This is a genomic window from Alteribacter aurantiacus DSM 18675 (assembly GCF_000429705.1).
Classification (GTDB): domain Bacteria; phylum Bacillota; class Bacilli; order Bacillales; family Salisediminibacteriaceae; genus Alteribacter; species Alteribacter aurantiacus.
Genome location: NZ_KE386941.1, coordinates 151,716 through 177,514, shown reverse-complemented (window position 1 = coordinate 177,514; position 25,799 = coordinate 151,716). Strand labels below are relative to the sequence as shown.

At 41.9% G+C, this 25,799-nt stretch carries 24 protein-coding genes and 1 riboswitch; of the genes, 6 read left to right on the top strand and 18 right to left on the bottom strand.

The features are described from left to right. Nucleotides 1-624: 624 nt before the first annotated feature. Nucleotides 625-1,575 carry an arsenic resistance protein gene (locus G476_RS0103935; protein WP_026688927.1) on the top strand — a complete coding sequence of 317 codons (951 nt, stop codon included), beginning with the start codon at nt 625-627 and terminating at the stop codon, nt 1,573-1,575. 163 nt (nt 1,576-1,738) lie between these two features. On the opposite strand, the gene G476_RS0103930 is transcribed toward G476_RS0103935, so the two are convergent. The 9 genes from G476_RS0103930 to G476_RS0103890 form a co-directional block, all read right to left on the bottom strand. After that, nucleotides 1,739-2,059: a hypothetical protein gene (locus G476_RS0103930; RefSeq protein ID WP_026688926.1), complete on the bottom strand. Its 321-nt coding sequence runs from the start codon at nt 2,057-2,059 to the stop codon at nt 1,739-1,741. A gap of 91 nt (nt 2,060-2,150) precedes the next feature. Beyond that, the gene (locus tag G476_RS0103925; RefSeq protein WP_035186095.1) at nt 2,151-2,501 is read right to left on the bottom strand and encodes a DUF5412 family protein; all 351 of its coding nucleotides are present in this window, start codon (nt 2,499-2,501) and stop codon (nt 2,151-2,153) included. Nucleotides 2,502-2,538: 37 nt separating this feature from the next. Beyond that, the gene (locus tag G476_RS0103920) at nt 2,539-3,087 is read right to left on the bottom strand and encodes a GNAT family N-acetyltransferase (RefSeq protein ID WP_026688924.1); all 549 of its coding nucleotides are present in this window, start codon (nt 3,085-3,087) and stop codon (nt 2,539-2,541) included. 30 nt (nt 3,088-3,117) lie between these two features. After that, nucleotides 3,118-3,603: an AAA family ATPase gene (locus G476_RS0103915; RefSeq protein WP_026688923.1), complete on the bottom strand. Its 486-nt coding sequence runs from the start codon at nt 3,601-3,603 to the stop codon at nt 3,118-3,120. Between the two features lie 92 nt (nt 3,604-3,695). After that, the gene (locus G476_RS0103910; RefSeq protein WP_035186092.1) at nt 3,696-5,060 is read right to left on the bottom strand and encodes an SNIPE associated domain-containing protein; all 1,365 of its coding nucleotides are present in this window, start codon (nt 5,058-5,060) and stop codon (nt 3,696-3,698) included. A gap of 230 nt (nt 5,061-5,290) precedes the next feature. Next, the gene (locus G476_RS0103905; RefSeq protein ID WP_026688921.1) at nt 5,291-6,520 is read right to left on the bottom strand and encodes an MFS transporter; all 1,230 of its coding nucleotides are present in this window, start codon (nt 6,518-6,520) and stop codon (nt 5,291-5,293) included. A gap of 82 nt (nt 6,521-6,602) precedes the next feature. After that, nucleotides 6,603-7,001 (bottom strand): NUDIX hydrolase, encoded by a 399-nt coding sequence (locus G476_RS0103900; RefSeq protein ID WP_026688920.1) that lies wholly within the window; start codon nt 6,999-7,001, stop codon nt 6,603-6,605. A 53-nt stretch (nt 7,002-7,054) separates the two neighbouring features. Further along, nucleotides 7,055-7,570: a spermidine/spermine N(1)-acetyltransferase gene (gene paiA, locus G476_RS0103895; protein ID WP_026688919.1), complete on the bottom strand. Its 516-nt coding sequence runs from the start codon at nt 7,568-7,570 to the stop codon at nt 7,055-7,057. 151 nt (nt 7,571-7,721) lie between these two features. Then, the gene (locus tag G476_RS0103890) at nt 7,722-9,155 is read right to left on the bottom strand and encodes a SpoVR family protein (protein WP_026688918.1); all 1,434 of its coding nucleotides are present in this window, start codon (nt 9,153-9,155) and stop codon (nt 7,722-7,724) included. A gap of 234 nt (nt 9,156-9,389) precedes the next feature. Between G476_RS0103890 and G476_RS0103885 the strand changes: the two genes are divergently transcribed. Continuing rightward, on the top strand, nt 9,390-10,925 hold the full coding sequence (locus G476_RS0103885) for a hypothetical protein (protein WP_026688917.1): 1,536 nt from the start codon (nt 9,390-9,392) through the stop codon (nt 10,923-10,925). Nucleotides 10,926-10,971: 46 nt separating this feature from the next. Here the strand turns inward: G476_RS0103885 and G476_RS0103880 are convergent, their stop codons facing one another. From G476_RS0103880 to G476_RS21215, 4 genes are all read right to left on the bottom strand, one after another. Next, entirely contained in the window at nt 10,972-11,445 is a 474-nt protein-coding gene (locus tag G476_RS0103880; protein ID WP_026688916.1) for a hypothetical protein, read from the bottom strand. 233 nt (nt 11,446-11,678) lie between these two features. Beyond that, nucleotides 11,679-12,059, bottom strand: coding sequence for a fluoride efflux transporter CrcB (gene crcB / locus G476_RS0103875; RefSeq protein ID WP_026688915.1), 381 nt, complete (start codon nt 12,057-12,059; stop codon nt 11,679-11,681). Next, the gene (locus tag G476_RS0103870; protein WP_026688914.1) at nt 12,052-12,456 is read right to left on the bottom strand and encodes a fluoride efflux transporter FluC; all 405 of its coding nucleotides are present in this window, start codon (nt 12,454-12,456) and stop codon (nt 12,052-12,054) included. The genes crcB and G476_RS0103870 overlap by 8 nt, the downstream gene beginning before the upstream one ends. Nucleotides 12,457-12,839: 383 nt before the next feature. Then, nucleotides 12,840-15,323, bottom strand: a complete 2,484-nt coding sequence (locus G476_RS21215) for a penicillin acylase family protein (protein ID WP_051314641.1) — start codon at nt 15,321-15,323, stop codon at nt 12,840-12,842. Nucleotides 15,324-15,516: 193 nt separating this feature from the next. Then, nucleotides 15,517-15,684: riboswitch (M-box (ykoK) riboswitch) on the top strand. 240 nt (nt 15,685-15,924) lie between these two features. Between G476_RS21215 and mgtE the strand changes: the two genes are divergently transcribed. Next, nucleotides 15,925-17,286: a magnesium transporter gene (mgtE, locus tag G476_RS0103855; protein WP_026688913.1), complete on the top strand. Its 1,362-nt coding sequence runs from the start codon at nt 15,925-15,927 to the stop codon at nt 17,284-17,286. Between the two features lie 91 nt (nt 17,287-17,377). Here the strand turns inward: mgtE and G476_RS0103850 are convergent, their stop codons facing one another. The 3 genes from G476_RS0103850 to G476_RS0103835 form a co-directional block, all read right to left on the bottom strand. After that, entirely contained in the window at nt 17,378-18,454 is a 1,077-nt protein-coding gene (locus G476_RS0103850; RefSeq protein WP_035186090.1) for a M42 family metallopeptidase, read from the bottom strand. A 184-nt stretch (nt 18,455-18,638) separates the two neighbouring features. Further along, entirely contained in the window at nt 18,639-19,058 is a 420-nt protein-coding gene (locus G476_RS0103840; protein ID WP_026688911.1) for a universal stress protein, read from the bottom strand. 72 nt (nt 19,059-19,130) lie between these two features. Then, entirely contained in the window at nt 19,131-20,576 is a 1,446-nt protein-coding gene (locus G476_RS0103835; protein WP_035186633.1) for a SulP family inorganic anion transporter, read from the bottom strand. Nucleotides 20,577-20,964: 388 nt separating this feature from the next. Between G476_RS0103835 and G476_RS0103830 the strand changes: the two genes are divergently transcribed. The 3 genes from G476_RS0103830 (at nt 20,965) to G476_RS0103820 (ending at nt 24,150) form a co-directional block, all read left to right on the top strand. After that, nucleotides 20,965-21,222 carry a hypothetical protein gene (locus G476_RS0103830; RefSeq protein ID WP_156906510.1) on the top strand — a complete coding sequence of 86 codons (258 nt, stop codon included), beginning with the start codon at nt 20,965-20,967 and terminating at the stop codon, nt 21,220-21,222. A 110-nt stretch (nt 21,223-21,332) separates the two neighbouring features. Continuing rightward, nucleotides 21,333-22,277, top strand: coding sequence for a 6-phosphofructokinase (gene pfkA, locus G476_RS0103825; protein WP_035186631.1), 945 nt, complete (start codon nt 21,333-21,335; stop codon nt 22,275-22,277). A gap of 598 nt (nt 22,278-22,875) precedes the next feature. Then, a complete protein-coding gene (locus tag G476_RS0103820; protein ID WP_026688907.1) occupies nt 22,876-24,150 on the top strand; it encodes an ammonium transporter in 1,275 nt (424 codons plus the stop codon). A gap of 142 nt (nt 24,151-24,292) precedes the next feature. Here G476_RS0103820 and G476_RS0103815 read toward each other — a convergent pair whose 3' ends face one another. Both G476_RS0103815 and G476_RS0103810 read right to left on the bottom strand, forming a co-directional pair. Next, nucleotides 24,293-24,946: an ABC-2 transporter permease gene (locus G476_RS0103815; RefSeq protein ID WP_026688906.1), complete on the bottom strand. Its 654-nt coding sequence runs from the start codon at nt 24,944-24,946 to the stop codon at nt 24,293-24,295. After that, nucleotides 24,947-25,798 carry an ABC transporter ATP-binding protein gene (locus G476_RS0103810; protein ID WP_026688905.1) on the bottom strand — a complete coding sequence of 284 codons (852 nt, stop codon included), beginning with the start codon at nt 25,796-25,798 and terminating at the stop codon, nt 24,947-24,949. Nucleotide 25,799: the final 1 nt, after the last annotated feature.

Here is a 25,799-nt window from a genome sequence, read left to right as displayed (position 1 = left end):
TTATAATAATGAATAGATCGAAATATCTAGTATTATCTGATAATTGTAACCGATTTCCTACATATTAAAAAGGGTAAACCTTCACTTAACGCCAAAAAAATACAAAGAATTGTAAAAAACACATGGATTCTCACACGATCCATGTGCTTTATTCTCCTAAATTACTTATAAACTACCATAAATATCTTAATGATCTAGGAAACTCCACTTCACCCACTAAGGCTAGTAATACGAGTAAATATTACATTAAGTCCTTCAGACAAAGGGGAATGATAAAATAAATAAAACAATTACATAAACGCTGTTTTCGGAAGTATTGTTGCTTTTATACAAGAAAGGTTGAAGCAGAAGGGCTCGAGACTCCAGTGGCAGTGGGGGCAATGCAAGACCCCACAGGGACGAGCGATTACATCAAGAGTAAGCTTCGAGTTGCTTCGACGCAGACTCCTCGAAGCATAGGCTAGCAGAGGAAGAAGCACAGGTTTGCCCGAGGAGGCTTGCTAGCACCGCCACGGAAAGCGAAGGGCCCGTATGCTTCAACAACAATTCTAAGGGATGAAGAGAATATTAAAAAGCAAAAATCTGTACGAAAACAGCATACATAAAAGATCAGGGAGTTATGCGATGAGCTTATTAGAAAAATATTATACCATTATCATTTTTTTGGCCGTCATTACTGGGATAAGCTTAGGGCAATTTGATTGGTTCAGAATCCATTTAGTAGCCTTGATTGTTCCTTTATTGGTGGCTATGCTTTATCTTACGTTTCTACAAATTCCTTTTAAAGATTTAAAGAAAGCATTTAAAAACATCTCGTTTACCTACACGTCGCTCATTATGAACTTTGTTTGGGCACCGATTCTAGCCTGGCTCTTAGCAATGGTGTTCTTAGGAAATCACCCGGCACTATACATCGGGTTCATTATGCTCATGGTCACCCCGTGTACGGATTGGTACTTAATTTTTACAGGAATCGCCAAAGGGAACGTCGCTCTCTCAACAGCTATCCTACCATTGAATTTGATTCTCCAAGTCCTGTTACTCCCAGTTTATCTACTCATTTTCGGCGGTACATCAGGGGTTATTGAACCGGTCTACCTGTTGGAGAGTGTAGGGATTGTTTTACTTGTTCCCCTTGCGTTAGCTATTATTACAAAAAAAATCATATCAAACGAAGAGAGGCGAGAGCGCTTTATAATAAAGGTTGGGCCTTTCCCTATTCTGTTTCTGAGCCTTGCGATTGTGGCCATGTTTGCATCACAAGGGCACCTATTGATGGACAACCTGGAACTGATTTTGCAAATTTCCATTCCGCTTCTTCTGTTTTTTGTGATCAACTTTTTTGTTGGTCAAAAAATCGGATCGCTGATGGGTTTCTCACTGCCTGATAGAGCCAGTTTTAGCCTTACTACGCTTGCAAGGAACTCCCCTCTTGCCTTAGCAATTGCCATGACCGCTTTTCCTGATGAGCCGTTAATTGCCTTAACATTAGTGATAGGGCCCTTATTGGAGCTTCCGATATTAGCTGTGATCTCTCGAGTGTTATTGTTTTTTCACCAGAGAAGCACGGTATAGATGAGAAGTATCTTTGTTAGGTGAAATACTCAGATTAAAAGTATGTATACGTCTTTGTATTAATAGATTTCAGATGGTTGTAGTGATAAGAGCAGAGCTTTCATACACATGGAAGTTCTGCTTTTTCACTTTGCTCACATAAAGCTACTGTTTATGAAAACTGCTAATTGTTAATACTCTCTTCCTTTTTGCTATAAATCTCATAAGCAACATATCCAAGTAAAAAGCCTATTCCAATACCATAGCTTATGGAATCGAGTAATGTAAGCGGAATAAAGAAGCTAAGAACGATCGCAACCATACAACCAATGAGCATCCCTAGTGGTATTGAACTATCTAGTAGTTGTTGAGCCCCTTTAGATTCTTTTTTACCCAAGGTACCTTTTTTATATTTATGATTCATCCTAAGAATGACAAATACGACAATACAACTCACGAAGATAAGTGGAAATAAAGCACTCATAATGTCCAAAGCCAAATCCATAGTAGCATCTTCTCCTTTCACTTCCTTAACTACTTCATTTCCGGTTTTCCGCACATATAAAATCTCTAATTAATACTCTCGTATTTAAAAGTCACTGTACCTCTCTAAAATCATACGTTTCATCAGGCAAATGGATCTTTACCCCATTTATCACAACAGTGGTGTTATCCATCCACTCAATTTGACCTCGATCTGTTTTATCCCAATAGATCTTTTTTGAACGCTTTTTCTCATTGTTAAAAACCAATTCCCCAAGGACAGTAAAAGGCGCCGTTGCGTGTTCATTATTTAGATAAGCATTAATGGTATACGTGCCGTCCGGTGAAGTAGATTCAGCAATTAGTTCCTGTTTGAATCTACTCCAGTCGAAGAAAGCCCAATATACACTATATGATGCAACAATGAAGAACATGACTATGATTACAACTTTTTTTATCCTCATTCAAATTTTCCCCTCACCATTTTAGATCTCCTTACTTCTATATCTCTCCTTTTACTAACCCATAATAAATGAGGCTTTCATATTGACCTTCTTTAAACACATGATCCTTCAACACACCTTCTTTTTTCATGCCTACTTTCTTCAGTACTTTTTCTGAACCGGGATTTGATTGGAAGCAGCGGGCAAAAACCTTGTGATACTCTTTTTCTCTAAAAGCAAAATCCACTATTCCTTGTGCAGCCTCTGTTGCATATCCCTGTCCCCAATACTCTTCACCGATCCAATAGGCAAGCTCTCCGTGATGGAACGCTTGATTGTTCGTTAACGCAATAGCACCAACCAAGTCTCCATCTTTCTTAAGAGTGACGGCATACTCATAGGATTTATCTAATTTAAAGTTATTTTGATGAGTGTCTATCCATGTTAAAGCATGTTCTTTTAAATAAGGATAAGGAAGGTACAACGTATGTCTATAAATCCTATAATTATTACAATGCTTCGTTACCCTCGTTGCATCCAATCTATTAAATGGTCTAAGCAATAGCCTGTCCGTTGTTAACGTATTCTGGCTTTTGTCATAAATCAACGCCTCACTCCCTTTCGTGCCAACAGGATTTCACGCATTTCTCAAATCCCCACTTACTAACTCTTTAAGACGGTTACAAACCGTTTCAATGTCAGAATGAGTAGTATCAATAATGACATCTGACCTTGTTTCCAGTAACGGTAAGACATGCTCATAACTATCCATTATCTCTGATCTTTCCTCTTCACTTTTTCCGTAATCATGAGACCTCCGCTTGTTGATCCTTTCTAGCATCACATTCAAGTCGGCCTTCAAAAGAACAACGTGTTCAAAATAGGAATAGAATTTCCCTTGATTTGAGTAGCATCCAGATAAAAACAAGTTCTCCTCTTTACTGCTATTTAGCAACCTCTTAATCTTATCTTCATCCCAAACTCTTTCTTCAACACCACCGGTATTCTTGATCGTTATGTAGCCATAATCTGTATCGATGACGTTGTAACCATCTTTCTTTAAGCGCTCTAACACACTGGTCTTCCCTACCCCTGATAGACCTGTGATAAAAATGATAGTCATGTTGACCTCACTTTCTTAAAAGCAGCATTTCATATATTACGGATAATTTAGTAAACAGGTGCTATCAACTCTGTTGATAGCACCTGTTTACATCAGCTCACTTTTTCTTCCACTTTTTCATTCAAGACCAGAGTCTGACGATACTCTATTGCGTCAGCAGTCTTTGTAAAAGTAATAGTATCATTGTGATTATCACGGATTTCTTTTTCAATATCTCCTAAGGTCACCTTGAAATGTTCTTTTCGAAGGTTTACTTTATTGACACGTTGATCTTTAAAGGTCTCATGCAGTTTTGCTTCTAGCCCCGGTGCATCTTCACTGAATATCATAGCGTGGACATCAAAGTTAAAAGGTACAGAAGCATTACTTAATTCTGAAATCCGATCCATAGGCTCAAGCCTTCTGGTCATTCCAATTTTATAGACTTCTTCACCAAGGGAACCGATATTGGAGATGATATAAACATACCCTGCTCGTGCATTTTTTTCACGTAATTCTACATCTTCTTTTTCTGCCTTTGTTTTTTCCAATAGTATATTTGTCTCTTGAATTTTAGCTAGAATAGCTTCCCTTGTTTCTCCAGTTGCTGTAGCCAGTTGGTCTTCATAAGCTTTTTTAGCTTGTTCAAAATGATCTTGTTCTTTCTGGATTTTCTGCTTTATCTTTTCTATTTCCCGTCCAACTTTTTCTTCTTCTCGCATCCGCTCTCGAATCTCTCGCTGTTCTTCTTTTTCTTCCTCTATCTTTTGTGCATACTCTACTTGCAAAAATAATTCCTCAAGTTTACTGTTTAAGAATTTAGGATGAATGCTAACACCTGCAGGTTCACATATTTTATTGATTTGCTCACGACTCTTTTTCAAGCGAGCTTCCACGGCTTTAGCATTTCCACCTGTAACTTTACTCATTTCAAGATCACATTCTTTATTAAAAGAGCGCAATGCTAATTTCTCTACCATGGAAATCACTTTCTTTGGATACTCTGTACCTGCATGTATTACAGCCTCTTTTCCTTTTACTAATGCTTTCTGCTGCTCTCTTATATCTTTAATCCTTTCTTTGTAAACCTCAGAAGAAGGCAAGTGATACTTAGCGACGAAAAAACCAATTTCTTGCTCATCATATTCATCGTCTAATCGTTTAATAACACTAGTAATTTCTTTCGACTCTTCTTCTAATCTACTTACTTTAGCCTGTGTATCTTTATGTTCTTCTTTAGCTGCTTTAATCCTTTCTTTCATCATTTCTAAGTCTTCATATCCTGTTTCCTTTCTAATCCTCTCGAGTTCAACTTTTAGGTTGCTTGTTTCTTTCTCATAGTGTTTTCTGTCTTTTACAATACGAATTACCAATAATACCGCGCCGATAATTGGACCTACAATGGTAATTACTCCAGGGATGATTAGTAATGCAATAAACCAATAAGTAAAGTACCACGGATAGTTTGATTGAGACATCCAATACACAACCTTTCTTTTTTACTGAATATTTAAACTAACACCATGTTATCACATAAACTCTTTAAAATGGTTAATATTACCTAAATCTACTTCTTCCTTAATCGATATTAATAAAACGGATGAACTCACATTTGTTTCATCCGTTTTATGTATTAAGGTTTATTTAGAAACGCACTTTTACTTCAATCTATAGAACTGTTAACTCTTTTTTCACAAAAGTTCCAGTATTATACAAAGTCCATAGGCTTCAACTCTCTCACAGATACATTGCCCTTTCTAAAACGAAGAGACCTGATACTTCCTACAAAAAGGAGAAGTGCGCATAGTCCCAGTGCTATTTGAGGACCAATCCATTCGGAAATACCGCCGGCAAAAAGGTTTCCCATAATTGCAACTAGTCCTGCGATAAGGATTCCACCGCCTCCAATTCGGGCGAGATAATGGTCAGGTGTAACCGCCTGCCTTGCTGAACCATTAACTACAAATGCCATAGATAATGCGCCATCAAATAAAAACATCCCGAGCATGAGAAACGGGAGCGTTTCCGTTGATAATAAAAACACAATGCCCGCTCCAGAGACGCCCATAAGGATCCCGAACAGGTACCGCCACTGAACAAAGCTTACTCTCTGTAATAGAAATACGCCTACCAAGTTTCCTGCTCCAGCTGCGGATAAAACAAGTCCGGTTTGCCATTCACTCAAACCAAGAGTTTGACTGGTATAAATGATCACCGTAAGTGTTACAGCTGTAGTGGTAAAGTTTAGTTTTCCATGATTAAACGAAATAAATCTTTGATACTCGTTTTTAAAAAGATAGGTTATATTTTTTATAGAGGTACCATTCGTTTTCCTCTCACTCTTATTCGTCTGTTTCTTTTTGACAGGTTCCTTATAGCTTAGAAGCAAAATACCCAAAAAGGAAACCAGATAAGTAAACGCATCCACACTAAGTACTGCCCCAATACCATAAAAAGTGAGTACAGCCCCTGCAAGAAAAGGCCCGATTAACGTGCTAACTGCATCCGCTCCTTCAAAGCTGTTGTGTGCTTTCATTAAGTTCTGACGACCAACCACACCAGGAACCATCACCCCAAAAGAAATTCTGAAAAACAAACCCGCCGCTCCTAATACGAGAAGACTCCCTGCCAGTGTCCAAATTGTAAGCATATCCAAAAACACCAAAACGACCAAGGCACTCATGGTCATAAAACTAACAGCCTCAGCAAATAGTGCAACATTTCTTTTCTTTTTATTTTCGATCCAGTTACTTACAGGTAGTGAAAGCACGAGTGGGGCCACCTGTGAACATACAACCACGAGAGCCGCATGCCAAGGAGATCCTGTTAATTGCAATACAATCAGAGGAATTGCAATTTCACTGAAACGGTTCCCAAAGATCGTTGCTAACTGCCCTACCCACATGACTTGAAAGTTACGTTGTTTAAATAGATTCATGTCCTCACATCCCTAAGTTTTTCTCTCTTAAATTAGGGATTACATCACATTGGAAGAACCTCCTTTTACTAATGCTCACTGATCAGTTAACGACTGAACTTTGGACTTTTAATCCAACTTGTCGTGGTCTAAGGTCAATAGTGGACAACCTCTCTATTCCCACCCATACTGGCGTATATGACCCTCTGTCTCTACTTCGATCCACGTATTCGTCACCGCTCCCGCTACCAAACGTCCCATCAAGACGTTCAGCCAAATAATAGTATTGGATGCCGTCATGTTCAAAAGTGGTGAACAAACGTTTAATTTTAACGATCACCCCCAATTCCTCAAAAGCTTCTCTCCTTGCAGTTTGGTCAGGCGTTTCTCCTTCTTCCACACCACCGCCGGGGAAAACGTAGTAAGTCGAACCTTCTCTTTCCCTTTTTATCAGTCCGACTTTTTTATTCTCAATGATGACAACTGCTCCTCGATCTCTCAAACCATCTACTTCCTTTGCAATACGAGATAGCATTTCTGTATATAGAAATGTAGTTATAGTGTCTTGACCATAATGAAATCTGTTTGTTCTTCTTCACCCATATAAAACGAGTGAGACCCTGTATTAAAAAACCCCATTTTGTTGTAAAACACAATGGCATTCTCATTCTTTTCCCACACGCCTAACCAGACGCTCTTTTTGTTTCGTTCCTTCGCCATTTCAATGGCTTTATGAAGGAGGTACTTACCTAATCCATGTTTTTGAAATTCACTCTTAATATAAATCCTTTCAATCTCAAGGGATTCCTCACCCATATCTTCAGATTGAGCTTCATCCGTATTTACTTTTAAATATCCAGCGACTTCTTGATTAAAGTAAACAAAGTAGAAATGCGAAGAGGCATTTAATAATTCTTTTTCGACTTGATTCAAGTTAAAAGCCTTTTCTAAATAGGCACTCATCATTTCGGGCGTATTCTGATCTTTAAATGTCTCATAAAATGTTTCATGACTGATTTCTTGGAGCTTATGTAAATCTTTATGGGTACACACCTTCACATTTACGGTCATATTAAAATCCCCTCCCTTTCATATTGTTCAATACATTCGCTTATTTTCCTTTTTAAAAAACATATCGATCACTGAAATGTTGGATCCAAAAATAGACGCACGAACTTGAAAGAAGTTCATGCGTCTTAAAAATGTGGAATCTATTTTGATACTACAAATACCTCTTATGAATCTTCTTCCCGTCATACGTAAAGACAATTTGCCGATCACCGAGCACCGTCTCCATATGAACAGGACGTCCCCAAAGTTGATGGAGGTAAGGGAGTGTTTTCTCCAAGTATTTCGTATCCAGCTCAATATCTTCATATGCATGAGAAATGTAAAGCTCACCGTTCTTCAAATAATCTCCATCTGTAACCTGAAGATAAGGAAACCCTCCATTCACACGGCTTGAGATAAGCTGATCCCTTACAGCTTCCCACTGTTTATCTACGATCTTATAGTCACGACCTTTCTTCTGAAACAGATACATATCCTCGCGCGAGGCCAGTTCTTTTGTTAAATAGTTTCGGATAAACGAAATATCCGATTCAATCTCCCGAACCTCGAACATCTTCTCACGGCCGCTGCCTGGTTTCACACCCTGGCGCTTAATCATGTCCTCAGTCGGATTATCATACCGCTCTTCGATGTCTTCAAAGATTTTAATCCCAAGATAATAAGGGTTAATTTGCGTTTTGGACGGTTGAACAACACCCGCGTTTAGCTTGGCGTACTCGATCGCTTCGTCTTCTGTAAGATCCATTTCTCTGATAATGCGTTGGTGCCAAAAGCTCGCCCAGCCTTCGTTCATGATTTTTGTTTCAAGCTGCGGCCAGAAATAGAGCATTTCTTCACGCATCATAGTGAGAATGTCTCGCTGCCATTCTTCAAGCTCGCGGCTATATTCTTCGATGAAGAGAAGGATGTCTTTTTCCGGTTGGGGCGGGAGCTTCTTTTTCTTTTTCACCAAATCACGTCGATTTGGCTTCACTTTATCCGCGTTTTCGAGAATCCACAAATCATCATATGGGCTTGCTTTTGGATCATCGTCTTCTTCATCGAGCCAGATGTCTTCTTTTGACCATGACAGCTTTGGTCTTACGAGACTCGGATCGATGTGTTCCTGGATAGCCAGAACAGCGTCGAGGAATTTCTCTACTTCTTCCCTACCGTGTACCATCTCATAGTGAGATACTCTTTCAGCAGTAGATGTCATGCTCTCGACCATGTCTCTTCTTGTGTTGGAGAAGCGGACATTGTTTTTAAAGAAATCACAATGTGCCAGCACGTGGGCAACAATCAGCTTGTTTTGAATCAACGTGTTTGTATCGAGTAAAAACGCGTAACACGGATCGGAGTTGATGACGAGTTCATAGATTTTACTTAACCCGAGGTCGTACTGAAGTTTCATTTTGTGAAATTGTTTTCCGAAACTCCAATGGGAAAAACGAGTTGGCATTCCGTATGCTCCAAATGTATAAATGATATCCGCCGGACAGATTTCATACCTCATCGGGTAGTAATCAAGCCCGAACCCATCAGCGATTTCCGTAATCTCATCGATGGCCCTCATCAGCTCTCTATCGCGATCATGACTGGTCATGTTTATTCCCTCCCATAGCCTGTTAGTAATGTTTATGAAGGAATGGGCAGAAGGATGATGAAATGATGACGATTCCTTGCAACTTGTCCGAAAAAATCCTTTCGCATCAATAAAATAAAGTAAAAATGAACATTTTAATAAAATAGAGATTTGTCATTGTGATCATTTTCACTTTCATGTATCATAGTACCTTGTGTATACAAATTATAATTAACAAGCATAAAGGGGATTCATATGGAAATTGTTGATCAAATTACAAATGTTCAGCTGTTAAATCAGTTTTGGATCATCTTGTTATTCCTGATTCCGATCGTTCTTATTTCCAGAACCGTTGTAGCAGGAACAAGATATTCACCGATCCTTATCATCGTTATTTTTGGACTTGCCATGGGCTTCTTGCTCGAGTCGAGCGGCGTGTCCACTCCTGGTCTTGAAAACTTCCCGTTTATTGACCTGATGGCAAAAACGACAATCATTGCCTTGACCGTTTCGTTTTTCGTTGGTGGTCAAGAGCTACGTAAGATTCTTGGCAAAAAATCGCTTGAATCAGATGACATGGTCGTCCCGTCCGACGAAGAAGTAATTCTTGGGACTAGCAGAACGCAACTGTTCTTTATCCTCCGTGCCTTCTTCCTTTTGTTCGGAATTCAAGGACTTATGCATATCATCCTTGGAACAGGATCAGAAGACATGCTCGCGTCTTATTATCCATTAGTGGCATGGATTGGTCTTGTTGGTGCGGTGATCCTGATTGATAACAAAGCAAAAATCACGGACAAGCACCAATACCTACGAAAAGGTGTATTTGAAATCGTAGCGATCATTGGGATCCTAATGGGGTCTTACTACGTGGCTCAAGCGGTAGCGCCAATTATTGCCCTTCCTCAGATTTTCTTTGCCATGATGATTGCGGCAGGACTTGGGGCTGTCTTTTATCAGTGGACATTTGGTCCAACGTTACGTTCATTACTTTTTGCCGGTATTCCGGTCGTTCTTGCGGCGAACTTCTTGATTGGAGGATCACGAATCAGTGATGCTTTCGCCATTCCTGGAGTAAATGCTGTTCTTGTGTACGGATTCTTCGGACAGCTTCTATGGATGTTCGGTGGTATTGCATTGATAATGTTCTTTGCCAAAACAGCAAATGCTCGTAACTTAGCGCCAGGTATGGCTGGTGCGTTGTCTCACTCCGGTTTGACTGGTGCGTGTACTGCCGGCGACTTTGGTAAAACGGCAGCGTCTCGTGCTCCGATTATGATTAACATTCCGTTCTTCGGACACGTATTCGTCTTCTCCGTTCTCGCTGTTAGTGCAGAACGTGGAAGTCTTTGGATGGGACCTGCTTTGATTATTGTTGCCGTTGGTATCGGGTTAACGATCCTCTCGTTAATCAACTTACGTAAGTCAAACAACGAAGACCGAAAAGAAGTAACGGCGCTTATGCAGTTCTCTTTCGGTTGGCAATTGTGTGCCGTATTCGGTGGTCTCGCCTTCCTTGGCATGAGTTCTCTGTCCATGGATTACGGTGCAATGGCTCAAGCGTCTGCCATTTCCCACTTTGGCTTGTTTGCAGCCATTCAAGAAGGAATGTTCGGCTCTGAAGCCGCGACACTCATTCCGTTTATTTTCTCTATGCCGTTCTTGGTACACCCGCTTGTGTTCTTCATGTTCGGTAAAGCAATGGAGAACGGTGGCGAAATGCCTGTAAAGCCGGTATACGTGATGGCGTTGATTGGTCTTGCAGGAATTATCTTGTCACTTTTCGTATAAAAAAAATGAAGCTAGGCTCTCCTAAACTGGAGCCTAGCTTTTATTATTATTGTAACTCGGCGTTCACTGTTAATCGTTCATTTTTTTCTGCTGGGCCGCCTCCCGATACATATCTCAATTGGACAATTTCATGCTCCCCGTCCCAATCGATAACAGCGGTGATTCCTCGATTGGATGGTGTTAGGTTCATTCCCTCATCATGAAATGCTTGTCCATCAAAAACGAGCACTTCCTGAGCAGGCCCCGCGTACCAATCCTTTTCAGGCGTCATGATGGAGACCCTCACATTTTGAGGCATCCTTCCTTCTTTATAGCTGAAGCGAAGAACATCTCTTGCATGGTTAACGCCCTCTTCTCCTCTTACAAAGGAACCATCCACTTTCCATGATTCAGACTCTCCTTGAAACGTAAACGACGTGTATACTTCACCTTCTCCACCCGTCACCTGATCAACTGTGGAAAACACAGTCACACCTAATATGACAATTAAAAAAGCAAGTAAAGCGACTTTATGTTTCATCGGTAGCCCCTCCTTTTTATAACCATTCTTGGTGAAGGGGCAGGAGTCCTTTATTTTTTTTTACAATTAAATGGATTTTCGTGTGGTTTAACAGATGTGGCCGTTTTAGGTAGTTTTACTTAAGAGCAAAAACTTGTCTTTTTTAGAGGTAAAGATCCGTTGTACGCTTTGAATTCTAAAGCGCAGAAAAAAACGGCCTATCGTGAAGATTGCACGGAGACCGTTTTAGCTATCTAGATGAACCAATAGATCCCGAATATAAATGCCAGTATGGAACCGACAATACTTAAGGAAATATAAATGAGGGCTTTTCGGTATTTACCATCATGCAAAAGAGTAACCGCTTCTACGCTAAAGGTGGAAAAGGTAGTAAAAGCACCAAAATAACCGATTCCAATTAAGAGAAACCAAGGGTTTTCGTATTCAAAGATCGGAATACCTTTAAACAAAGCACCAAAGAAAACACCAAGGCCAAATGATCCAAGAAGGTTGACGATAAGCATGGCAATTGGAATCGGCGGGCTTGGGTAGCGCTCTTGTATTTTTGCTCCGACCAAGAAGCGACTTACAGCTCCAAGTCCTCCTCCGACTGACACGAGTAATAAGTTAACCACGGCTTTTGGCCCCCTTTCTCTTCGTTAGGGCGTCCGTCATGACAAAGCCTAGAAACGCCACCAAGAGCCCTCCAAATAACGATAACAAAACATACAGACTTGCTCCGAGCATGGAATTTTCTCCTGCAAGCATGAACGCATCCGCAGCGAGGGTGGACATGGTGGTAAGACTTCCGCAAAAGCCGACCCCAAGGCCTGCTTTCCATGCCTCATGTAGTTTCATATGAAAGATGTATCTCGTAAGCACACCTAAAAGGAAACTTCCGAGGATGTTTTCAATCAACGTCCCCAATGGATATAGGGTAAACATCGTTTGCATGTTAATGCCATATCGGATCATTGTTCCGATCGCCCCGCCTATAAAAATAGCGAGTAATAAGTACCAATTGATTTTCATTTATGTAGCTCCTTTAGCCAATTAACAGGAAGATTCTCTTTCCTTACTTTAAAGAAAAATGGTTGGCGTTTCAATAACAGAAGGCGGAGTGTTCGAAGGAAGCTTAAAGAAGGAGGGATTCATGGAGAGAATTCATTATAAATGACTTGAGATTCATTATATAAAAGAAAAATTCATCATAAATGTTCCGAGATTCATTATATATGCAAAAAAATTCATCATAAAACGTTCATGATTCATTATAAACACATCCAACCTGTCTCACACCTCTTCAAATTAAACAAAAGGCCACTAATAAGGTTCTCACACACCTTTTCAGTGACCTTGCTGTTGTATTATTCCCCTAGAGCTCACGTCCCTTTGAAGGCTATCTTCTCGGTCCTTTAATCTTCACTCATCGGTACAAATGTCTTCACATTCGCCCCTTCTTCTTCGTTGATGTCATACTTCATAGGGTATAGCTCCCCTGCCACCCACGTCTCAATTTGATCGCCGTAATGAGGGGACATGACTTGCCCCGACTGACCGGGAATCACGACATCTTCCGCTGGTTCTTCAAAGGAAAGGTCGGCAACAAAACGCCATCCGGCAGCGTGGTTGACTCGCCCCGTTTCATCATTGTACGAGTTTGCTCCCGGTGTAGCCCCACTTCCTCCAAGTTCCCATGAACCTAAATTAAATAGATGATCGAGTGGCCAAACGCTACTTAACGGATGTGTAATCGTCATTTGATGCCACTCACCCCACGTCCAATCGGCTACGGTGCTTCCTTGGAGGGATTGTGAGCGAGAAAAAGCTTCCTCAAATGTTTCAAAAGAGAATTGGGCAAAATCTCTGTGCCATTCTTCGTCTAAAAAGGCAAACATTCGCCCATCAGGATCATTAGAAGCTTCGACAATCGTATTGTGAATGACAAGAGCACTACCATAAGAGAATGGAACAATGTCTTCAAACATGATGTCCTTAAACTGGTTGTACCACTGGTGCCATAACAGAGCTGCTCCTGAGTCCTCAGCTTCAACAAAGTCCCACTCCCTGAGCATGTCCAATGCTGATTTTTCTACTTCGGAAAATTCTCTATCACTGTTTTCAACGGCATTCACAAGCAAAGGAACGAGAGCTCTCGCTTGTGTATTTAAAAAGTCCACTTGCATTTCTTTACTATGCTCCGTTGTAAATGTCTCTCCTAGATCAAGCCGTTCATTGATCATTTCATCAATTCGCTCAGCTCGATACGGGTAAAAACTACGACCGATCTCATAAGGATAGCTGTCATCGATCGGTTTGTTGTTTGCCGTCATCACATAGCCTTCTTCAGGATTTACGACTTGCGGCAAGGCTTCTGGCTCAATGAAACCATCCCATTGATAATCGGGATCCCAACCAGCAACCGGCAGGAGGCCATCATGGTTTTGCCTTTTGGGAAGCTTAGCCTGCCCTCGGTAAGCAATACTTCCTTCACGATCAGCAAACACCCAACTTAATGCCGGTGTCACGAAACCGTCTAGGCCGTCCATAAATTCGTCCACATTTGTAGCTCGATTCAACTTTAGTACGCCGTTGAGTTCTTCTCCCGCCTCACGTCCGGCCCACCGTAAACTAATTTCATCGTACGGCGCATCACCATCAATCTGGAAGCTCTCTTCCTCGTCCTCTCCTTCATCGTCGTCAAAGAGTCTTGATATGATCGGCCCGTTTCTCGTTACCACAACATGCTCTGTATGGGGCTCTTCCCCGTCAATCATTATGATCTCTTCGATGACATCTGCTTCTTCCCACTCTTCATCATACAAATAATGAAACGCTTGGTCGGGGCTTATCTTTTCCAAGAACAAATCCTCTTGGTCCACACTCATGGATGTGACACCCCATGCCATGTCTTCGTTGTGCCCAAGTACAACTCCCGGTACACCAGGCACCGTTACACCAATACTATGAAAATCTCCTTCAAGATCCAATTGGGTTTGATACCAGACACTTGGGATTGCGAGCCCTAAATGAGGATCGTCTGCCACAATCGGAAAACCGGATTCCGTGTGCTCTCCGCTAATGGCCCAGTTGTTGCTTCCGTTAAATTCCGACGGAGCAAAACGCATCAGTTTTTCAAGCATCTCTCCTGAAAAAGCCATATCTTCCACATCTAACTCTTCATAAATAGTAGGGAAATAGTCGTTGATGTGATACTCAGGGAACAGGTAACGGGCATCGTCCCCAAGAGCTTGTACCAACTGATAGTTTTCCAGCTCGTTACGATGGTTCCCCGTTAACGTATAGCCCATATATTTTACAACCAGTGCCGAGTCGTTCGGTGTCCAAGGTGTCGGCTCATAACCTAGAATCTTAAATTCTATCGGCTCGTTCCCGGATTCGAACGCTTCTTCCATATAAGCATTCACTCCGGCTGAAAATGAATCAACCATCCTTTGAGACTCGTCATCAAAAAGTGCGACCGCCTCATCAGTGTAGCGATGCATCCCATACGTTCTAAAAAAACGGTCACTATCAAGGGCAGCACTTCCTACTACCTCAGAAAGCTGACCACTAGCAAGGCGCCTTGTCATATCCATTTGAAACAAGCGATCTTGGGCTGTCACGTATCCTTGAATATAAAACAGGTCGTCAAGGTTCGTTGCTGAAATCTTCGCAACCCCACGCTCATCCCTCACAACCGACACCTCTTCAGAAAGACCATCCATCTGTTTTTCTCCTTCTAAAACAGGCAAGCTTTTTGTGACATACCAGTACCCGGTCCCGGCCCCCACAATGGTAAAGAACAATAGAATTCCGATCGCAATCATCACTACTTTTATCGAGCGTCGTTTAAAAAAAGGCTTTTTTTCTCTTTCTATTACTACTTGTTGTGACACAAGAATCCCCCTCTATGAAAGCACTTTCTTTTTGTTAAGGATTCGCGTTACAGCAAGGTTTTTCCTTTTTTAGAGCCAAAATTAGGCAACCCCTTTTCTCTTTCCTTCCATACATTAAGATTGAAAAGTTGGTGTAACCCCTGTTGACATGTGGGATTTTGTGGTTTACCATTGCAAACAGTTAAGAAAACAGAACATTCCTCGTTAGGTGAGGCTCCTGTACTGGAGATACGCTACTGCCCAAAAACGTCCAAAGACGCCAATGGGTCAACCGGAATCATCGACATAAGGTGTTTCCTAACGTAGCTGGGTGTATTCCCTATGCCGTACAGTGCTAAAGCTCTACGAATGGAGGGGCATTCTTAGTCGTTATTTGCTATGCATCTAACACCTTCATTCGTATGGAATGAAGGTGTTTTTTTATTGGTTTAATACGAAAAACGAAACAAACCAAATTGGAGGTGGTGTGAATGGACCCGAGTCCCAGTCGAAGTCATCATTTAATTCGAAGTTTTGACATTAGTGAAACAGGAAATTTAATACTAACAACGAGGTTCATTCACACCTTCGTGGCTGACCTTGTTTAAGGAGGCTAACCAAAATGGTCAAACTAACCGAGCAAAATCGCGAGCAGTATGCAAAAAGCATCCTGGACGCGTTAAATGCTGAAGACATCCAAGAATTCCGTCATTTATTTTTAGAACTCCACCCTCAAGATCAGCTTGATTTTTTTCTCGAGCTAAATGAAATACAGCGTAAGAAAGTTTATGAGTATCTTTCGCCTGAAGAATTTTCAGAAATTTTTCAGGAGCTAGAGCTAGAAGAACAGAAAAGTACCATTGAAGAGTTGGACGTTCAGTATACTCAGAGCGTTTTCTCTGAAATGTCTGCCGATGATGCTGCAGACTTCCTTGGTGAAGTGCCGGAAGCAACCGTTAAAAAGGTACTTGATGGCCTTGAGTCGGAAGATGCAAAAGATATTAGAGAACTATTAAGCTACGAAGAGGAAACGGCCGGAGCGATCATGACGAAAGAATTCATTAACATCACAGCTTCGTCCACCGTAAGGGATGTTATTGATCTTCTTCGTCAAGAAGGCCCAGATGCTGAAACGATTTACTACCTCTACGTCGTTAACGGAAATCACGAGCTTGCCGGGGTTGTTTCTCTTCGTGATTTAATTATTAGCGACCCTAATGAAAAAGTTGAAAACGTCATGAGCACAAGAGTAGTCTCCGTCAAAACAGATGAGGACCAAGAAGATGTTGCAAATTTAATTAAAAAGTACGACTTTCTCGCTGTCCCCGTTGTGACGTCTACCAATACGTTAGTGGGAATCATTACTGTCGATGATATCATCGATGTTATTGAAGAAGAGGCCACAGAAGATATCGGAGAACTTGCCGCTTCTCGTGGAGCAACAGACGTAAACCTTTCTTCTTTTACAGCAGCAAAAAAGCGGTCACCCTGGATCATCATGTTGATGTTCTTTGGCTTGATTACTGCAGGCGTGATCGGTCAGTTCGAGCAGACGCTTGAACAAATCGTCTTATTGGCCGTTTTCATTCCTTTATTAATGGATTCTGCCGGTAACACCGGAACACAATCTCTTGCTGTTATGGTCCGTTCTCTTGCAACAGGATCATTCGAGAAAAAAGGGATGTTTAATACGATTAAAAGAGAATTCGGAACAGGTATTTTCCTTGGCCTTATTTGTGCCGTTGTGTTGATGATCTTAATCCCGATTGTTTATGGAGATGTTATGATCGCCATGATTGTAGCCGTGTCTATCTTCTTAACCCTTAGCATCGCGACAATTGTTGGCGCAGTCGTACCGGTTATTATTAATAAAATGAAGCTCGATCCGGCTATCGCATCCGGTCCATTTATTACAACCGTCAATGATGTACTTGGTTTAATGATCTACTTCTCGATCGCGACTGCCATGTTGCAATATTTATAGGGGCCAGGCACTGTGTGTAGGACTTCACACGGTGTCAGGCACTACGTGAAAAAGCTCACAGGGTGTCAGACATCCTGTGAGCTTTTTCACATTATTCAAGTCCTTTTAGGCTTTGTACCGTTTGCTCATCGAGGGCACTAATGACCTTAACGAGTAGCTCAACAGCATTATCAAGGTCGTCTTGGTGGACAATAGACACGTGACTGTGGATGTAACGAGAAGGGACGCTCACAACCAACGTTGGTACACCAGCACCATCTATGTGGAACTTTCCTCCATCTGTTGCCCCACCGCTCATTAATTCTCGCTGGAAAGGAATATTGTTTTCGTTAGCAATCTTCACCGCAAGATCTCGCAGCTTTCTGTGCGGAATCATGGAACGATCTAAAAACCCGATAATCGGACCTTTACCAAGCTCCAAGTTTGCTGCTTCTTGATTCATTCCCGGAGTATCTCCAGCTACGCCCACATCTGTGGCAAAAGCAATATCTGGCTTGATTGTCTGTACCAGCGTTTGTGCCCCTCTAAGTCCCACTTCTTCTTGTACGGTTGCTCCTGAATACAATGTATTTTGATTGTTCGCTCCTTGTAGTTTTTCAAGGACTTTCAGAGCCACATAGCATCCTGCGCGATTATCCCAGTTTCTTGCCAATAGCATTTTAGGATTAGGAAGCACTTCGAATTCACCAACAGGACAGATTGGGTCCCCTACTTCAACCCCGAACTCCCTAGCTTCTTCTGCACTTGAAGCGCCAATATCGATAAACATTTTATCGATTTCCAACACCTTTTTTCGCTCATCAGGTGCTAGGACATGAGGCGCTTTTGATCCAATAACACCGGTCAAGTCCCCTTTATCGGTCATCACTTTTACTCGTTGGGATAGCATTACGTGTCCCCACCAACCGCCGAGAGCTTTAAACTTGATAAACCCAGTTTTTGTGATGCTACTCACGATAAATCCTACTTCATCCAAGTGGCCTGCCAAGAGAACTTTTGGTCCTGAGTTGCCCACTCTACCGGTAATCCCTCCGAAGTTGTCTGTCACAATTTCCTCAGTGAGGGGTTCAATATGCTTTTTCATCACTCGGTAGATACGGTCCTCAAAGCCAGGTACTCCCTCTTCACTTGTTAATTCACGCATCAATTCATATGTTTTATCGTCCATTATACGTGGTCACCTCTTTCCTGTTTTAGTATGTACAGGAAGAAAGGATTTATTTGGTCATTGTTAAGGTGATTGTGATTTATTGAACAAAGGGTCAGGCCCCACGTGAAAATGATCACAAAGTGCCTAGCACCCATGAAAAAGCCGCCTCTTTCTCTTTAGAAGAGGCGACTTTTAAGTGCAGTTATTTAACGAGCATGATTGGTGCTTTCACGTGTTTCATTACCTTGTGGCTTACGCCTCCGAGGAGAAAGGTTTGAAATTCATTGCGGCCGCGACTTCCCATTACGAGGCAATCGTATTGACCTTTGTTCGCGTGTTCAATGATCGTTTGAGCCGCAGATCCGTGCAAAATCGTCGTTTCGTAAGCCACGCTTTTGTTATAAAGTTTGGCTTCATAAGCTTTAAGCATTTCTTTACGTTTAAATGAGGCAGTATCCGAGTCACCATACTTCAATACGTCGGATTTAGATTTGTTTCCATCTACTACATACAGAAGTTCAACCGTTGCATTTTTCGATAGTCGTGCGAGCGCGATTGCTTTATCGGTCGCGCGATCTGCGTGTTCAGACCCGTCGACAGCAAGTAAAATCTTGTTAAACATAATCCCCTTCACCTACTTTTCTCTTTATATAATAAAGCCCGATATGATTACTTTATCAAATCGGGCTATTGTTTAATGTCCGGATGCCTTGCTCAATCCGCCTATTTTATCCATAAGAACCGAGCTTTCTTTATTCAAGCCCGTTATATACACTTTTGCGCCTCTTTTCTCAAACTTCGATTCCATTTTATCGATGGCACCGACAGCCGAGTCATCCCAAAGGTGAGCATTACTTAAGTCAATAACGACCTCTTTTGCCTTCGTCTCAAACTCAACTTTTTCAATCAACTCCGTAACAGAAGCAAAGAAAAGCTGACCATGAATGGAATAGGTAAGTCGTGAAGCTTTCTTATCGAAATGGCTTTCGACATTCACTTTCGAGATTTTCGCAGCGAAGAAAATCGCACTTAAAAGAACCCCGGCAAAAACACCTTTTGATAAATCGTGTGTGTAAACCACTGTTCCTACTGTCACAACCATAACAAGGGCATCTGTTCTTGGAACACGGTGAATGTTCTTCAATGAGCTCCAATCAAACGTACTGACCGAAACCATGATCATCACCCCGACAAGGGCTGCCATAGGAATTTGGACGACAAGACCACCAAGAACGAGAATCAAAAACATCAAGAACACACCGGCAACTAATGACGACAGCCGCCCTCTTCCACCAGACTTCACATTAATGACGGCTTGGCCAATCATGGCACAACCAGCCATACCACCAAAGCAACCTGTAACCATATTGGCAATCCCTTGTCCGCGGCTTTCTTTGTTTTTGTCACTACCTGTATCCGTCATATCATCTACAATCGATGCTGTTAGGAGTGACTCCAAAAGACCTACCATGGCTAGAGCAAGAGAATACGGCAAGATAATCATTAATGTTTCAAATGTGAGCGGAATGTTAGGCAACGCAAACATCGGCAACGTTGCGGGAAGCGTCCCCATGTCCCCCACCGTTCTTACACCCATGTTCATTGCAATTGCTAATACACTTACGATGATAATCGCAACTAAAGGTGACGGTACCGCCTTCGTAAATTTAGGTAAAATATAAATAATGGCAAGGGTTAACGCTACTAAGCTGTACATGATCCACGTTTCACCTACAAAGTGTTGGAGCTGTGCGGTAAAAATCAAGATCGCCAAGGCGTTTACAAAACCGATCATAACCGAGCGCGGAACGAACTTCATTACGCTAGCCAGTTTAAAAACACCAAAGAGAACTTGAATGATACCAGTTAAAATCGTCGCAGCAAGTAAATACTCTAACCCATGATCCGCAACGAGGGTGACCATCAGAAGGGCCATTGCTCCTGTGGCACCAGAAATCATACCCGGTCTACCTCCTACAAAAGCAATAACAACGGCAATACAAAATGCAGCGTACAATCCGACCATCGGATCGACACCGGCAATGATTGAGAAGGCGATCGCTTCCGGAATCAGGGCTAAGGCTACCACTATCCCTGAAAGGATATCCCCTCTCACATTCCCAAACCATTCATTTTTCATTTTTTCAGCGTAACTCAAAAACTGCACCTCTTTCATATGATTTTATAGTTTTGGTTTTCGACTCTCACGAAAACCACTCCGTCGCAAACATATTAAATTGTACCAGATAATCTAAGAAATCGAAAAACCAATGTAAGCGCCAATCATCCCGTATATTCTCAAGATACCTTCAAGTATCTCCTAATAACGACACTTCATATAAAAAAGATACTCCGTGGTGCCTATCCGCATGTGATTTGGTGAACACAGGGTCAGGCACCGTGTAACCTATTTCACAAAGTGCTTGGCACCCAAATATTTTTTATTAATGATTTCGTTTATACAAGCCGTACCTTGATTACATACATTATCTAAGACCGACAAACATGCTACGAAAGGAATCATTTGTATGAATACATTGTACATCGTTATCCTTTTCACCTCTCAGGTGGACTATATGTATGTTAGCGAAACGCCTTTTAATGAAACGGATCGCACGCCTGCTCTTACCATTTCCGGCACGGATGGTTCCGAGTACTATATTAATGGAGATTTTGTCTACCTAAAAAAGCAAGTAACGACCTCTAACGTCACGGTTTTGGAAGAAGTGTATGAAGACTATCTTCTTGAATCGGGAAAAGAACTCATTATTTTTGAGATAGAGTAGTAGCCTTCAATGGTAGAAAGCGCTATCATAATATTATAGAAGAAACGAGCAACTCACGTTTAGAGTTGCTTGTTTAATTAGGAAAGGGTGATAACGTGAAAATTGCAGTGATGACAAGTGGAGGCGACTCTCCCGGCATGAACGCCGGTGTTCGAGCCGTCGTGAAAAAAGCCATTTATCATAATCACGAGGTGTACGGAATTTACCGCGGTTTTGAAGGGTTAATGGAAAACGACATCAAAAAACTTGCCTTAAAAGACGTTGGGAGCATCATCCACAGAGGAGGAACGGTTCTCTACTCTGCTCGAAGCGAACGCTTCAAAACAGAAGAAGGACAAGCCCAAGCTCTGGATGTGTTAAAAAAACATGGAATCGAAGGCCTTGTTGTCATTGGTGGCGATGGATCCTATCGTGGCGCTCAAATCTTACATAATCACGGTATTAAAACGCTCGGAATTCCGGGTACAATCGATAACGACATTCGCGGAACTGACTATACACTTGGATTTGATACAGCCATCAACACGGTCATCGATGCCATTGATAAAATTCGTGACACCGCAACCTCACACGAGCGCACCTACGTGGTAGAAGTGATGGGACGGGACGCAGGTGACATTGCCGCATGGTGTGGTCTAGGTGGCGGGGCAGAAAGCATCCTTCTCCCTGAAGTCGAGTCAAGCCGAGATGATATGCTCCAGCGAATCCAAGACGGATTCGAACGTGGGAAAAAACATTCGATTATCATTGCCGCAGAAGGTGCCGGTAGCGGTGAAGAAATCGGTCGCTTCATTCAAGAAAAAACAAACTTTGATACACGTGTTACCATTTTGGGGCACGTTCAACGAGGCGGCTCTCCTTCCGCTTTCGATCGCCTCCTTGGCTCACGCCTTGGTGCACGGGCAGTGGAAATGCTTATGAACGGTGAATCAGGCAAAGCACTTGGACTTGAAAAAAATCAAATCTCCTCCCACGATTTCGATTACGTGTTGAAGCAAAAAGAAAATGAGGATATTAAAGAGCTTTATACTTTGGCTATCGAACTTTCAATTTAATCTGTATGACGCCTCCTACTTTTGGGAGGCGTTTTTTATTTGGAATGTCCTCATAGGCAAGGAAGTCAATGATGCAACGGCTGACCTCGATTGATAAATCCCGAAGTCGATGAACAAACGCCACAACTCGATTAATAAATCTCAAAGTTGATGAATAAACAGACGAACTCGATTAATAAATCCCAAAGTCGATTGATAAATCTACCTCACCCTTTACCTCTCCCACTCTGCGGGGAGGCGTTTTTCATTTGCGACCAGGATTCCAGAGTCAATTGAGCATTCAGAGGTAAACGTGATGAACACGGCGAAATTCAAATGTTTGTCGAATGACCGACAAGTGACAGATACCGACGCATATATCAAGACATCAACGCATACACACACAAAACAGACGCATGAGCCACCGAAATAGACTGATAGAACCACGAAACAGACGCATCTCCCTCTCATCTACCATTCCTCACTACTCCAATAGTCCCACCCTATTATTCTTAATTTTCTAAAAAGTTTGTCACATAATCTGACCGGTTTGTAGTCACCTCCTTGTCACAAGACTAAACTGTAAAAAAACAGCAACATTGAAAGGGGAACGAATTTGATGGAAGATAGTATTTTTCTCATGAATAATGTATGGGTCATTTTTGCGACAGTACTTGTTATTTTAATGCAGGGCGGGTTTATTCTTCTCGAGGCAGGATCCACAAGAATGAAGAACGCAGGACATACGGCTGGTAAGTCCATCTTTGCGTTTGGTATTGCGTCCCTTGCATTTTGGGCTGTAGGATATGGATTCATTTACGGTGAAGGAAATGCCTTTATCGGAATGTCAGACTTTTTCTTTGGTGATTTCACAGCCGTCTCTGATGGATTAATGGGATCGGTTGACTTTATGTTCCAGCTCGCTTTTGCCGGTATCGCATTGGCGATTGCATTTGGTGGATTTGCAGAACGAGCAAAGATTTCGGTTTATATTATTTTCGCCGTCGTGTTTACTGCATTCATTTATCCTGTTGTTGCACATTGGATCTGGGGTAGCGGTTGGTTAGCAGGCCTTGATAAACAAGACTTTGCCGGATCGACAGTTGTTCATTTGACTGGTGCCATGGCAGCATTGGCCGCGACGATTCTTCTTAAGCCTCGTATTGGAAAATTCAACGCGGATGGATCTTCAAATCCGTTAAGTGGTCACAACCAGGTTTACACAGTCCTTGGTGTATTGATCCTGTGGGTTGGTTGGTTCGGATTTAATGCAGGTAGTACACTTGAAGTAGCTGACGGGTTCTTTGGTTATGTAGCTCTTAATACACAGCTTGCTGCAGCTGCAGGTGCGATCGCAGCGTTATTTATTACATGGGTTGACCGCGGAAAAGCGGACGTTCCAACCATGTTGAACGGAACACTTGCCGGACTTGTAGCTATTACCGCTTCTTGTGCATTCGTAGCTCCTTGGGCAGCCGTTCTTATCGGTTTTGTAGCCGGAATTATCGTTCATTTCAGCATGAAATTTTTCGAGAAAAAAGGCATCGACGATCCCATCTACGCTCTTTCTGTTCACGGTGTAGCCGGGGTTTGGGGAACGTTGTCTACTGGTTTCTTCGCCACTCCTCAACTAGCAGCCATGAACGGCGGAAGTGCCGGACTTTTATACGGCGGCGGTTTTACACAACTCGGCGTTCAAGCCATTGGTGTCGTCGCTTGTGGAGCCTTTGCTTTTATCGCATCATACGGATTCCTTCTTTTGATCAGACCAATGGTTAGCGGACTCCGCGTATCTCGCGAGAAAGAGCTTTTAGGTCTTGATATGAGTGAGCACGGAAGCTACGGTTATCCGGAAAACTTCGCACCTGAAGCAGTAAAATCTCAACAAGCGTGATCTTCCGGCTATCATACCGGTGATCTAATAGATTGCTTCCCCTTGAAAAGGACCGCCCAACTCAGCCAGGGCGGCCCTCTTTTTAAAATGAAGGATTAAACTGCTTCCTGTTGTTCTACTCTTCACCTTTCCTTTTTGCTTGCTAGAATTCTTTTCTATTATAGATGAAAGTTGCGATGAAAAATGAAAGGATATAAATCATAACTCCTAAAACCGTATAGGCAATGGCCATGGTTAAAGTAGGGTCTATGTTTAAATTCGAGATCAGCGGTTGTTCTGCTATATAGCCGACCGTATTTCGCAATCCGAAAGTAACAATTAGTCCGCCCATAGCCCCACCAAGCAAAATGGCGTCCGATTTTTCCGCACCTAACATATAGAGAAGTGGGTAAGCAACCGCTCCTATAAATAAGACGATGAAAATTCCTAATGCAACTGTCGTAAAGATCGCATCGACAGGTGTACTTGAAACGACGTTATATACAAGAAAGACTCCGTACGATAATCCACTTCCTAACACCACCACAATAAAGTAAAAAAAATAGTGACTTTTTACGATTTGGTTCCTACTGACCGGCAAGGTAAGTACGTATTTGTCATAACCCGATTTTCCTTCGTGCTTGATGACTTCAAGACCTGGCATCGAAACTAACAATATAACTAGTAAAGCAACCATGCTTAACATTGAATCGTTTCCAAAATAAAAGAGTAGCATGGACAATAGGAGGGCCAATCCCGCGTAGGCAAAGAAACTACGATAAACCAGATAGTAATTGGTTAATAAAAGAGCTGACATTTATTTTTCACTCCTCGTTAAAAAGATCGTAAGTTCTTCCATAGAAATTCGTTTAGACTTTACTACAGTTGGCAACTTCTCTTTATCTGAAACGAGTACACGATAGTGTGAGTCTTGGTCTTTTTTCGCCACAATCCATTCTTCATCAATTAGACTTAGCTGGTGAGCAGTGACATCAGCCAAACCATACTTTTCAAACACCTCTTCTATTTCATCATTTAATATGATCTCACCCTGTTTAATAAAAACGAGGTGACTAGCTATTTTCTCCACATCACTCATGATATGTGAGGAAAGTAATATCCCACCGTTCTTTTCTCTTACAAATCGTTCTAATTCACTAAGCAATTCTGATCTAGATGAGGGATCAAGTCCACCTGTAGCTTCATCTAAAAGTAGTAGCTTTGCGTCATGCGATAAGGCAATAGCCACCGACAGCTTCATTGACATTCCTCGAGAAAAGGTGATGACCTTTTTATCCAAAGGTAGAGAAAACGCCTCAACCAGACGATTAAAGTTGTCTGTGTCCCATGAGTCATACATTTTCTTTAATACGTTACCAAGCTGCTTTATTGTCAATTGTGAAGGCAGATTCATAGCATCAAACACGACCCCAATCTCTTCTTTCATTCTTGAATGTTTACTCGGATCCTCTTTGCCTAATATCTTAACTGAGCCATTGTCCGTAGACGTTAACCCAAGGACCGATTTAAATGTTGTGGATTTACCTGCCCCATTATCTCCGATAAACCCAACGATGGACCCTGCAGGGACATTGAACGAAATATCCTTTAAAACAGCTTTATCACCAAACGATTTACTAATATTTTTAACTTCTAAAAGGTTTGCCATA